This window comes from Cryobacterium sp. Sr8 (assembly GCF_004403225.1).
GTDB lineage: Bacteria > Actinomycetota > Actinomycetes > Actinomycetales > Microbacteriaceae > Cryobacterium > Cryobacterium psychrotolerans.
Window position 1 is genome coordinate 327,630 of sequence record NZ_SOHO01000070.1, and the last position, 12,368, is coordinate 339,997.

The 12,368-nt window shown below is 69.3% G+C and carries 10 protein-coding genes; 9 read left to right on the plus strand and 1 reads right to left on the minus strand.

Annotated elements, in window-relative coordinates:
- Positions 1–95: 95 nt before the first annotated feature.
- From E3T54_RS16015 to E3T54_RS16030, 4 genes are read left to right on the plus strand one after another with little or no spacing between them, the layout of a single operon-like run.
- The gene (locus E3T54_RS16015) at positions 96–1,046 is read left to right on the plus strand and encodes a sugar-binding transcriptional regulator (RefSeq protein WP_134476518.1); all 951 of its coding nucleotides are present in this window, start codon (positions 96–98) and stop codon (positions 1,044–1,046) included.
- Positions 1,047–1,071: 25 nt separating this feature from the next.
- Positions 1,072–2,088 carry a deoxyribose-phosphate aldolase gene (deoC, locus tag E3T54_RS16020; RefSeq protein WP_134476519.1) on the plus strand — a complete coding sequence of 339 codons (1,017 nt, stop codon included), beginning with the start codon at positions 1,072–1,074 and terminating at the stop codon, positions 2,086–2,088.
- A gap of 8 nt (positions 2,089–2,096) precedes the next feature.
- On the plus strand, positions 2,097–3,656 hold the full coding sequence (locus E3T54_RS16025) for an aldehyde dehydrogenase family protein (protein ID WP_134476520.1): 1,560 nt from the start codon (positions 2,097–2,099) through the stop codon (positions 3,654–3,656).
- On the plus strand, positions 3,653–4,516 hold the full coding sequence (locus E3T54_RS16030; protein ID WP_092321569.1) for an aldehyde dehydrogenase family protein: 864 nt from the start codon (positions 3,653–3,655) through the stop codon (positions 4,514–4,516). Before E3T54_RS16025 ends, E3T54_RS16030 begins: the two co-directional genes overlap by 4 nt.
- A gap of 41 nt (positions 4,517–4,557) precedes the next feature.
- On the opposite strand, the gene E3T54_RS16035 is transcribed toward E3T54_RS16030, so the two are convergent.
- Positions 4,558–4,824: a hypothetical protein gene (locus E3T54_RS16035; protein ID WP_370255631.1), complete on the minus strand. Its 267-nt coding sequence runs from the start codon at positions 4,822–4,824 to the stop codon at positions 4,558–4,560.
- 45 nt (positions 4,825–4,869) lie between these two features.
- On the opposite strand from E3T54_RS16035, the gene E3T54_RS16040 reads away from it, so the two are divergent.
- The 5 genes from E3T54_RS16040 to E3T54_RS16060 all read left to right on the plus strand — a co-directional run bounded on the left by E3T54_RS16040 (position 4,870) and on the right by E3T54_RS16060 (position 12,289).
- The gene (locus tag E3T54_RS16040; protein WP_134476521.1) at positions 4,870–6,384 is read left to right on the plus strand and encodes an SDR family oxidoreductase; all 1,515 of its coding nucleotides are present in this window, start codon (positions 4,870–4,872) and stop codon (positions 6,382–6,384) included.
- A gap of 83 nt (positions 6,385–6,467) precedes the next feature.
- Entirely contained in the window at positions 6,468–7,376 is a 909-nt protein-coding gene (locus E3T54_RS16045) for a glycerophosphodiester phosphodiesterase family protein (protein WP_134476522.1), read from the plus strand.
- A gap of 69 nt (positions 7,377–7,445) precedes the next feature.
- A complete protein-coding gene (locus tag E3T54_RS16050) occupies positions 7,446–8,006 on the plus strand; it encodes a GDSL-type esterase/lipase family protein (RefSeq protein WP_134476523.1) in 561 nt (186 codons plus the stop codon).
- 19 nt (positions 8,007–8,025) lie between these two features.
- A complete protein-coding gene (locus tag E3T54_RS16055) occupies positions 8,026–9,888 on the plus strand; it encodes a DUF2207 domain-containing protein (protein ID WP_134476524.1) in 1,863 nt (620 codons plus the stop codon).
- A gap of 217 nt (positions 9,889–10,105) precedes the next feature.
- Positions 10,106–12,289, plus strand: a complete 2,184-nt coding sequence (locus E3T54_RS16060) for a DEAD/DEAH box helicase (RefSeq protein ID WP_092321563.1) — start codon at positions 10,106–10,108, stop codon at positions 12,287–12,289.
- Positions 12,290–12,368: the final 79 nt, after the last annotated feature.

The window sequence follows — 12,368 nt, forward strand, 5'->3', positions numbered from 1 at the left end:
CCCTCCTGCTCATATGAGCAATATGCCCCACAGCTGTTGTTCGGATGCTCCGTGACTCCTAGGCTGGGGGACGACGCGAATGGAGAGTGCCCCGGGTGATCAATACCGACGAGTTGATGTCCATTCGTGCCGCCGAGCTCTACTACGAAGAGAACAAGACGCAGGATGAGATCGGATCGATCCTGCGCCTCACCCGCTGGAAGGTCGGCCGGCTCCTCGCCCAGGCGAAGGCGAGCGGATTCATCCGGATCGAGATCGTGCATCCGCGCGCCCGGCGGCTTCCCGTCGAACGCCGCCTCCGCGAGTCGACCGGCCTGACGGACGCCATCGTCGTGTCGTCGGTCGGCGTGGCCAACGACGAGGAACTCCAGTCCCGCACCGCGCAGGCGGCTGCCGACTACCTCACCGGACTCCGCCCGATCCCGCGCACCCTGGGCATCAGCTGGGGCCGCACCCTCCACGACGTGTCGCTGCACCTCAAGCACGGCTGGGCCCCCGGGGTCGACGTCGTGCAGATCAACGGCGGCGTCAGCCTGAACAAACGTGCGGGCACCGCCGCGACGACCGCGGTCACCATCGCCCACAAGGCATTCGGCGCGGCGACCCTGCTGCCGAGTCCGGCCATCCTGGAACGGCTGGAAACGAAGCAGGCGATCGAATCGGACCGCGCCGTGGCCGCCGTCCTCGAACAGGCGGCCGGGGCATCCGCATACCTCTACAGCGCGGGCCAGGCCGACGCCCATTCCGCGCTCGTCGACAGCGGCTACCTGGGCCCGGACGAGGTGGCGGAGCTCGTGCGCAGGGGGGCTGTGGGCGACATCGTCGGCCGCTACATCGACAAGAACGGCGACATCGTCGACCCCGAGCTCGACGAACGCACGCTCGGCATCCAGCTTGAACAACTGCGGCGGGCGACCCTCGCCATAGCCGTGATCTCCGGCGGCGCCAAGCACGCCGTCGCCCGCGCGATCGTCGGCAGCGGGCTCTGCACCGTGCTGGTCACCGACGAAGACACCGCCCGGGCCCTGCTCGGCGACGACGTATGACACACACCAACCGCAAGGACAACTCATGACTAGCAGTCAACTGGCCGCACGCCTGGCCCCCCGCGACCGCACCCTGGCTCTGCTGGGCGGTGAGGCCACCGACGCGAACCTGCGCCGCTACCTGCACGGCATCCCCGGGATCGACGCCGTCGGCCTCGAACAGCGCGCGGCCGACCTCGGCAGCCGTTCGATCAAGACCACCTCGAAGAAGTTGGCGCTCGACACGACCATCGGGCTGATCGACCTCACCACCCTCGAGGGTGCCGACACCCGAGGCAAGGTGCGTTCCCTCGTGGGCAAGGCCCTCACCCCGGATGCCGGCGACCCGGACTGCCCGCGAGTGGCCGCGGTCTGCGTGTACGGCGACATGGTCCCGCACGCCGTCGAAGCCCTCGGCTCCGCCCACGCGGCAGGCACCGGTAACGGCATCGCCGTCGCCGCCGTCGCCACGGCCTTCCCGAGCGGGCGTGCGTCGCTCGCCGTCAAGCTGGCCGATACCGCCGACGCGGTCGCGGCCGGTGCCGACGAAATCGACATGGTGATCGACCGGGGGGCGTTCCTCTCCGGCCACTATGGGCGCGTCTTCGACGAGATCGTCGCCGTCAAGGAGGCCTGCCGGCGGCAAGACGGAAGCCACGCGCACCTCAAGGTGATCCTGGAGACCGGCGAACTCAACACCTACGACAACGTGCGCAGGGCGTCCTGGCTCGCCATCCTCGCCGGCGGCGACTTCATCAAGACCTCGACCGGCAAGGTGGCGCCCGCGGCAACCCTCCCGGTGACCCTGTCGATGCTCGAGGTGGCGCGCGACTGGCACCGCCTGACCGGCGAGAAGATCGGCGTCAAGCCGGCCGGCGGCATCCGCACCTCCAAGGACGCGATCAAGTACCTCGTGACCGTCGCCGAGACCGTGGGCGAGGAGTGGCTCCAGCCGCACCTGTTCCGCTTCGGCGCGTCCAGCCTGCTCAACGACGTGCTGCTGCAGCGCCAGAAGATGACGACCGGGCACTACTCCGGCCCCGACTACGTGACGATCGATTAGGACATCCCATGAACTTCCTTGATTACGCTCCGGCCCCGGAGTCGCAGGCGATCCTGAACCTCCGTTCGGACTACGGCCTGTTCATCGACGGCGAATTCGTCGCCGGACGAGGCACACCCTTCCAGACCATCAACCCGGCCACCGAGAAGCAGATCGCGATGATCGCCAACGCCAATGCGGCGGATGTCGACGCCGCCGTGGCCGCAGCACGCCGCGCCTACACCGGTGCCTGGTCCCGCCTCTCCGGCAGCGACCGCGGAAAGTACCTGTTCCGCATCGCCCGACTCGTGCAGGAACGGGCCCGTGAACTGGCCGTGGCCGAGAGCCTCGACAACGGCAAGCCGATCAAGGAGAGCCGCGACGTCGACGTTCCCCTCGTCGCAGCCTGGTTCTTCTACTACGCCGGCTGGGCCGACAAGCTCGATCACGCCGGGCTCGGCCCGAACCCGGCCTCGCTCGGCGTCGCCGCCCAGGTCATCCCGTGGAACTTCCCCCTGCTCATGCTGGCGTGGAAGATCGCGCCGGCGCTCGCCGCGGGCAACACGGTCGTGCTGAAGCCCGCCGAGACGACCTCGCTGACCGCCCTGCTCTTTGCCGAGATCCTGCAGCAGGCCGACCTGCCGCCCGGGGTGGTCAACATCATCACCGGCGCTGGCGACACCGGGCAGGCGCTCGTCAACCACCCGGATGTCAACAAGGTCGCCTTCACCGGCTCGACCGCGGTCGGCCGGGCGATCGCCCGCTCCGTCGCGGGCACCGACAAGAAGCTCACCCTCGAGCTCGGCGGCAAGGCCGCGAACATCGTCTTCGACGACGCGCCGATCGACCAGGCCATCGAGGGCGTCGTCAACGGCATCTTCTTCAACCAGGGCCACGTCTGCTGCGCCGGCAGCCGGCTCCTGGTGCAGGAGAGCATCCACGACGAGGTCATCGACCGGCTCAAGGACCGCATCTCCACCCTCCGCCTCGGCGACCCGCTCGACAAGAACACCGACATCGGTGCGATCAACAGCGCCGACCAGCTTCGGCGCATCACCGAGCTCACCGCCATGGGGGAGCAGGAAGGCGCCGAGCGCTGGAGCGCCGACTGCGCCATCCCGGAGAACGGCTTCTGGTTCGCGCCGACGATCTTCACCAACGTGTCGACCAGCCACCGCATCGCCCGCGACGAGATCTTCGGACCCGTGCTCTCGGTGCTGACCTTCCGCACACCCGCCGAGGCCATCGCGAAGGCGAACAACACCCCCTACGGCCTCTCCGCCGGCATCTGGAGCGACAAGGGCAGCCGCATCCTGGCCGTCGCCGACAAGCTGCGCGCCGGCGTCATCTGGGCGAACACCTTCAACCGGTTCGACCCGGCCAGTCCCTTCGGCGGCTACAAGGAATCCGGGTACGGACGCGAGGGAGGCCGCCCGGGCCTGGCCGCGTACCTCAAGCCGGCGCCGTACCTCAAGCCGGCACCGAGCCGTCCGCGTTCGGGCACCGCTCCTGCCGCCTCTGCCGCTCCTGCCGCCTCTGCCGCTCCCGCAGCCCCCGCCGTTTCCGCTCGAAAGAAGGCCGCCAAGTGACCCGCCTCGCCATCCCCAAGACCTACAAGCTCTACATCGGCGGCAAGTTCCCGCGCAGTGAGTCCGGCCGCGTGTACGAGATCCTCGCGAAGAAGGGCGACTTCCTCGCCAACGCGGCGAAGGCCTCCCGCAAGGATGCCCGCGAGGCCGTCGTGGCGGCCCGGGCGGCAGTGGGCGGCTGGGCCGGCGCAACCGCCTACAACCGCGGCCAGGTGCTGTACCGGATCGCGGAGCTGCTCGAGGGGCGTCGCGCGCAGTTCGTCGACGAGATCGTGCAGACGGAGGGCGTGAGCGTCGCGGCGGCATCCGCCCAGGTCGACGAGGCCATCGACCGCTGGGTCTGGTACGCCGGCTGGGCCGACAAGTACGTGCAGGTTGCCGGCAACGCGAACCCGGTTTCCGGACCCTTCTTCAACATTTCGGTTCCCGAGCCCACGGGTATCGTGGCGATCGTCGCCCCGCAGGCCGGTGGCTCGCTGCTCGGCCTCGTCAGCGTCGTCGCCCCGGCACTGGTGGCCGGAAACACCGTCGTGGTCATCGCCAACGAAACCATGCCGCTGTCGGCGATCAGCCTGAGCGAGGTGCTCGCGACCAGCGACGTGCCCGGCGGGGTGGTGAACATCCTGACCGGTTCGCCCGCCGAGATCGCGCCCTGGCTGGCCAGCCACGCGGATGTCAACGCGCTCGACCTCGTCGGGGCCGGAGCCATCGACTGGGTCGACCTGCAGATCGCGGCCGCCGAGACGCTCAAGCGCGTGCTCCCACCGGAGAACGGCCCGGATGCGGCGACCCCGTCGATCGACCGGATCGTCGCGTTCACCGAGACGAAGACCGTGTGGCACACGAAGGGCCTGATCTAACCCGACCCGATCCACCCGGTGCCGCACCGGGCGGGGTGCACCTAGTCGGTGACCCGCCCGGCCTGGGCGCCGCCGAGGGCCCTGCTCTTGATGGCTTCGAATTCGCCGACGCTGATGGTGCCGGAATCCAGGACGAAGAGCATGAGGATGAGCCACCCGGCTTTCCCGCATCCGCTCATTTCGCGATCCCGGAAGACGTCGGTGATGACCGCGAACAGGACGTACAGGTAGCTGACGAGCACCATCGTCCAGAAGAAGAACCCAACGAAATCCCATAAACTCGCCCAAAAATCCATGGACGTTGCCACACAAAATACTACCGGAGGATCAGGCGCGACACCTAGACTGCCGCAATGACTTCACGACGCGTCCTGGTCACCGGAGCCACGGGTTACATCGGCGGCCGGTTGGTGCCCCTGCTGCTCGAGGTGGGTTTCAACGTGCGCGTACTCGTGCGTTCGCCGCAGAAGCTGACGGATGTCCCCTGGGCCGGCCAGGTCGAGATCGTCCGGGGCGACCTGGCGGACCCCGGATCGCTGCGGGAAGCCTGCGCCGACGTTGACGTGCTGTACTACCTCGTGCATTCCATGGGCGCCCGCGGGGACTTCGAGGCAACGGAGCGCACGGCCGCGGAGAACGTCGCGGCAGCCGCGGCAGCCGCCGGCGTCTCCCGGATCGTCTACCTGGGCGGGCTCCACCCCGATACCGACACGCTCTCCCCGCACCTCCGGTCGCGCGCGGAAGTGGGCAGGATCCTGCTGGCCTCGGGCGTGCCGACGGCAGCGTTGCAAGCCGGCGTGGTGATCGGATCCGGCTCGACGTCATTCGAAATGATCCGCCACCTCACCGACGTGCTGCCCTACATGCCGGCGCCCAAATGGGTGCGCAACCGCATCCAGCCGATCGCCGTGCGTGACGTGCTCTACTACCTCGTGGCCGCCGCCGGCCTCCCGGCCGACGTCAACCGCACCTTCGACATCGGCGGCCCCGATGTGCTCCGGTACGGCCAGATGATGAACGGCTACGCGCTGGAGGCCGGTCTCAGGCAGCGCCCGATCGCGGCCCTCCCCGTGCTCACGCCCTGGCTGGCATCCCAGTGGGTCAACCTGGTCACGCCCATCCCGCGCAACCTCGCCATCCCGATCATCGCGTCGCTCCAATACGACTGCGTGGTGCATGAGCGGGACATCGACACGTACATCCCCCGGCCCGAGGGGGGCCTGACCGGGTATCGGCGCGCCGTGCGGCTCGCCCTGGGCCGGATGCGCGACGGCGAGGTCGAAACGAGCTGGCGGAATGCGTCGATCGAGGGCGCGTCGAGCAACCCGCTGCCCAGCGACCCGGACTGGGCCGGACACCTCGTGTACACCGACCTGCGCCAGAAGCGCACGCGGGCGAAGCCGGAGGCCCTGTGGCGGGTGATCGAGGGCATCGGCGGGGAGAACGGCTGGTATTCGTTCCCGCTCGCCTGGGCCGTCCGAGGCTGGATGGACAAGGTTGTCGGCGGAGTGGGGCTCCGCCGCGGTCGCCGCGATCCGGACCGCCTGCACACCGGCGACGCGCTCGACTTCTGGCGGGTGGAACGCATCGACCGCGGCCGCTTCCTGCGCCTGCGAGCGGAGATGCGGGTGCCCGGCCGCGCGTGGCTCGAGCTGAGCGTCGAACCCACGGATGACGGCGGGGCGCTCTACCGGCAGCGCGCCATCTTCTTCCCCCGAGGCCTCGGCGGCCGGCTGTACTGGTGGTCGATCCTCCCATTCCACGGCATCATCTTCAGCGGCATGGCCAACCGGATCACCGAAGAGGCCGCCGCAGAGGAGCCAGGCCCGGCAGAAGTCACCCCCGAGCTGGGGCAGCGTCGTAGGTAACGGAACGATAACGGGTCGCGGTAGAGTGACCGGACTGTCCACCGCAGCGTGGCGCCGGGCAGCCAGAGAGGCTCTACCCTGCAATGAGCGCATTGAGGTCCGTCCGCGGCATGTCCCTCCTGTTCGCGATCCCGGCGACGGCCCTCGTGGTCCTCGTGCTCGTGCTCGGTCCGCTCACCCAGCGGGTCGAGGCCGTCGACGTTTTCGGAACGCTGCGAGCGCCGGGTGAAGGCGCCTTCGTGGCCGGCCACCGCGGCGACGGGTCCGCGGCGCCGGAGAACACCATGCCCGCCTTCGACCTGGCGCTCAGCGGACCCATCGAGTTCGTCGAGACCGACGTGCAACTGAGCAGCGACGGCGTGCCCGTCCTCTTCCACGACGTCACACTGGACCGAACGACCGACGGTCACGGAAGCGTCTCCGACCACACCGCGGCCGAGCTCGCGAGGCTCGACGCGGGCGCCTGGTACGGCAAGTCCTATGCCGGCACCCGGATCCCCACCCTCGACGCGTTCCTCGCCCGCGTGGCGGAATCGGACAAGAAGGCGTTGGTCGAGCTGAAGTTCGGCTGGACGGTGGAGCAGGTGCGCACGGTCACCACCCTGATCGACCGCCATGACGTTCGGTCGAGGGTCGTGCTGCAGAGCTTCAGCCTCGACACCCTGGCCAATCTCCAACTCACGGCGCCGCGCTACCCGCGGATCATGCTGGTGCGGGAGCTCCCCGGCGACCCTGTGCCGATGGCCCGCCAGTTCGGTGTCATCGCGCTCGCGACCACGGCGGCCGCGGTCCAGAATGCGCCGGATGCCGTGCGGCTGCTGCACGAGGCGGGGCTCGGCGTGATCTGCTACACGCTCAATTCCCGGGACGTGTGGAGCGAAGTGCGGGACCACGGGGTCGACGGGATCATCACGGACACGCCCGGCGACCTCGAGTCGTGGCTGGCCGGCACGGGACCCGGGACCGGGCGCGCGGCCGGTTCCGCAACCTAGCATCGGCTGGGAGTGCTAGCCACCCCGCCCCGTTGGGGGCATGATGGAGATGGTTTGAGGGAGGCCTGCATGTCGGGATCGATAGTTTTTCTCGGGGACGGACTTACAGCGGCTGGCCGCTGGGAGGAATGGCTTCCGACGTTCGAGGTGCAGAATCTCGGTGTCGGCGGGGACACCACCGACGAGGCCATTGCCCGGCTGGATTCCGTCGCCTCGATGGAACCGGACGCCGTCGTGCTGCTGATCGGCACCAACGATCTGGGCTGGCGCCGGTCGGACGAGTATGTCGTCCGCAACATCGAGACCATCCTCGTGACCCTCCGCAAGCGCCTCCCGCATACCCGGCTCCTCGTGCAGTCCGTGCTGCCGCGCGAGCGTGAATTCGCGACCACCATCCGGTCGATCAACCGCCACCTCCGCCAATTCGCGCCCACCCAGCACGCGCAGTACCTGGACCTCTGGCCGGCGATGGCCGAGCCCGACGGCGAACTGTCTGCCGCGTTCACCAACGACCGGCTCCACGTCAATGACGAAGGCTACGCGGCGTGGGTCGTCGAACTCGGCCCGGCGCTCGAGACGCTCTTCCTGCACGCACCGACCACAACGGCCATACCGATCCAGCACGCCTGATCGTCGGTAAGGTGGGCGCATGCGTCGAGTAGCCTTGCTCCTGGTGGCGCTGTTCGGCGCCCTCGCGCTCGTTGTCGGGTCGATGGGCGGCGCGGCCGCGGCATCCACAGCGCGGGTTTCCGTCATCGGCGCGGTGCACCAGGGCACCGAGGACTTCACGTTCGACTCCTGGCACTCGGACTTCCGGCTCGGCCTCTCCGCCGACGGGCGCTCGACGCTGACCACAACCGAGGCGATCGTGGCCAGGTTTCCCGACGCCGACCAGAACCGGGGCATCCGTCGCGCCATCCCGACCCACTACGACGGGCATCCGACCGACCTGACGGTCGAGAGCGTCACCGACGGCACCGGTGCGCCGCGCGACTACGAGACCGAAACGAGCGACGACGGCCGGTTCCTGATGGTCACGATCGCGGCCGACGACTTCGTTCACGGCGCCCAGACGTACACGATCAGGTATCGCCAAACCAACGTGACGCTGTTCCCAAGCAACGCCGACGACGAGGAGTTCTACTGGGAGGTGAACGGCTCCGGGTGGGCCCAACCGTTCGGAGAGGTGAGCGCGACGCTGCACGTGGCCCCCGAACTCGTCCCGAAGCTCACCGGGGCCACCAGCTGCTACCAGGGCGCCAGTGCTTCCGGCGAGTCCTGCGCCACGCTCACCAGCGAGGCGGACGGCGACCGTTGGCGGATCGACGTAAGTGCCGGCAGCCTCGGGCCGCAGGAGGGCCTGACCCTGGCGGTCGGCTTCCAGGCCGGGACCTTCCTGCCCAGGGACGGCTCGTTCACCGCTAGCCCGTTCCCCGGCATCGGGCTCGGGGCTGCCCTGCTCGGCCTGGCCGCGATGGTCGTGGCCGGGATCGCCCGCCTGGGCCGGTGGCGCAGCCAGCCGGGGAGGCCGACGGTTATCGCCGAGTACCTGCCACCGAAGGGCGTCAACCTGCTCGAGGCGGCGGACGTGGCGCGGGCCACCACCAAGGCCATGGCCGCCCAGTTCCTCAGCTTCGCTGTCCGCGGTAACGTGCGCGTGCTCGAGGTGGAGGGCAAGAAGCATTACCAGCTCGAATTAGAGCACGCCGACCAGGTCGACGAGGCCGAGCGCAGCATCCTCGCCAGGCTCTTCCCCGGGCTGCAACAGGGCACCCGCCGTGACCTCAAGGCGAGGGACGCGAAGCTCTCGCTCGCCCTGCAGCGCGAGCTGCGGGCATCCCGCAAACGGATGCTCACCGCGGGTCTGCGGCAGAAGAAGGGCGGCGCCCTGCGCGTCTGGCTCATCGCCCTCGCCGTGGTCTCCGGCATCGTGAGCATCGGCGCGAGCGCCGTCGCGATCGGCAGCGAGATCGGGGGAGCCTGGCCGATCCTGGTCCTCATCCTGGGCGCGGCGTTCTCCGGCGGCATCCTCGCCCTGACGGCCAGCGTCCGCCCGCTCACCGCCGCGGGGGCGGAGCTCCGCGACTACCTCAAGGGCGTGAAGGTGTACATCGCGCTCGCCGATGCCGACCGGCTTCGGGTGCTGCAGAGCCCGGAGGGCGCCCTGCGCTCGCCGTACCGGCCCGACCAGGCGGCGCTGCCGACCGACGCCGGCGCCGGGGGAACGCCGCAGGTCCTGAAACTCTACGAACGACTCCTGCCCTTCGCCGTGCTGTTCGGCCAGGAGAAGCAGTGGTCGCGGGTCCTGGGAGAGTACTACGAGGCCGGCGGAACCCAGCCCGGCTGGTACAGCGGACCAGGCGGATTCAACGCCGGCTATTTCGCGGCCGGTATCAGCTCGTTCGCCAGCACCACCTCGGCCAGCTGGTCGGGCAGCTCGTCGAGTTCCGGCTCCGGCGGCGGGGGTTCGGTCGGCGGCGGGGGCGGCGGCGGAGGCGGCGGAGGAGTCTGACCCGCGCGCGTGCCGGTGCTCGGGCACCGCCGCGTGGGCGTACACTGAAGGCGCGCCTGAAGGACCCGGTCACCGTCTCGACCGTGCACCTGCATCACAACCGCAGTTGCACGATGCTCGCCTCAGGGTTCGGCGCATCGATCGCACCGGCATCCGCGGATGCCGCGACACGACGAGCGAGTGCTTCCGCACTCGCTCTGAAGTGAAGTGGAGAAGCATGGCTAACACCCGCCACCAGGCCTCAGGCTCGGCCAGCCGAGGCAGCGCCCCCAGCAGGGGCAGCCGCCAGCGGCCCAGGTCCCGCGACGACGATGCCCCGATCATCCCGATTCTCGCGCGCAAGGTGCGCGAAGTGGAGGCGAAGGCGCAGGCCGGCGGCAAGCTGGGCCCCACCAACCGCACCAAGTACCAGGTCATCGCGCTGCTGATGCGCGAGGAACGCGCCAGGGTCAAGGGCGACTCTGAACTCGGCGACGTGAACCGGGCCGAACTGCTCAAGCGGCTGGACGGCATCGCCCAGATTCTGGCCAGGACGGCCGCCAGGGACACCAGCCTGATCACCCTGCTGGAACCGGACGCCGGGGTCTCCACCGTCGCCCAGCGTTTCCGCCGCGACTGGCTGCTGGAATCCGGCGCCGAGCTGAGCCCCGACGAACTCATCATCACCCGCGAGGCGGAGGCCAAACCGGAACTGCCGCAGAACCAGGTCGTTCCGAAGTCGGTCAAGGCCAGGCAGCTTGCGAATCCCTTTCTCGCCCCCGATTTCAGCGCGGCGCAGGCGCGCCCCGTCGTTACCGTTCGCCGGCTGGCCAACTGGGAACTGCTCGGCCCGCTGTTCAAATCGTTCGAGTACGGCTCCGGCGGACAGGCTGCCACCATGGCGCTGCCCGAGGCGCCCCGGCTCGACCGGCTGTCCCCGCGGGGCATGGAACTCATGCACCACCAGGCCAGGTTCATCGAAAGCGCGCGCCTCGGCCACCGCAGCTACCTGCTCGCCGACGAGCCGGGCCTCGGCAAGACCGCGCAGAGCCTGCTGGCCGCATCCGTCGCCGGCGCCTACCCGCTGCTGGCCGTCGTGCCGAACGTCGTCAAGATGAACTGGGCTCGCGAGGTCGAGCTGTGGACCCCGCACCGCCGGGCCACCGTCATCCACGGTGACGGCGACACCCTGGACGCCTTCGCCGACGTCGTCATCGTCAACTACGACGTGCTCGACCGGCACCGCACCTGGCTCGGCACCCTCGGTTTCAAGGGCATGGTCGTTGACGAGGCGCACTTCATCAAGAACCTGCAGTCGCAGCGGTCCAAGCACGTGCTGGCGCTGGCCGAGCAGATCCGGCGGCGCACGCCCGGCGGCAATCCGCTGCTGATGGCCCTCACCGGCACGCCGCTGATCAACGACGTCGATGACTTCCGGGCGATCTGGCAGTTCCTCGGCTGGATCGACGGAGACAAGCCGGCGCCGGCCCTGATGGCGAAGCTCGAAGAAATCGGCCTGACACCGGCCGATTTCGGCTTCTACGCCGAGGCCCGCAAGGCCGTCATCGACATGGGCATCGTGCGACGGCGCAAGGTGGATGTCGCAGCCGACCTGCCGGCCAAGCGCATCGCCGACCTCCCGGTCGAGCTCGATGACGACCTGGGACGCTCCATCCGCCAGGCCGAGCGGGAACTGGCCGCACGCCTCGTCACCCGGTACAACGCACTCGTGGCGGCCAGGCACCCGGGGACGGCGCCGGCGGACCTCGACGACGAACAACGCACCGCCTACATCCGGGCCGTCGCCAACGCCGAACTCGAAGAGTCCAAGGGCCAGACGACCGGCGAGAACGTCTTCACCATGGTACGCAAGATCGGCCAGGCGAAGGCCGGCCTGGCGGCGGACTACGCCGCCCAGCTGGCGCACTCCGTCGGCAAGGTCGTCTTCTTCGCCAAGCACATCGACGTGATGGATGCCGCGGAGAAGATCTTCGCCAAGCGCGACCTCCGCACGGTGTCCCTGCGCGGAGACCAGACCGCGGTGGCACGCCAGGCCGCCATCGACGCGTTCAACAATGACCCGGATGTCGCGGTCGCGGTCTGTTCGCTCACCGCGGCCGGCGTCGGCGTCAACCTGCAGGCCGCGTCGAACGTGGTCCTGGCCGAACTCAGTTGGACCGCCGCCGAGCAGACCCAGGCGATCGACCGGGTGCACCGCATCGGCCAGGACGAGCCCGTCACCGCGTGGCGGATCATCGCCGCGCACACCATCGACGCCCGCATCGCCGAGCTCATCGGGAGCAAGCAGGGCCTCGCCGCCCGGGCGCTCGACGGCTCGGAGGAGGAGATCTCCTCGGCCGACTCCGTGCAGGCCAGCGCGCTCATCTATCTGCTCGGTCAGGCGCTCGACGGCGAAATATAGGGTTCCTGATTTGAATCCGGTCGCCCGGAGGCAGCATGATATGTAGGCGGTGACTGGCGCCGACATGAATTCGTGTGCA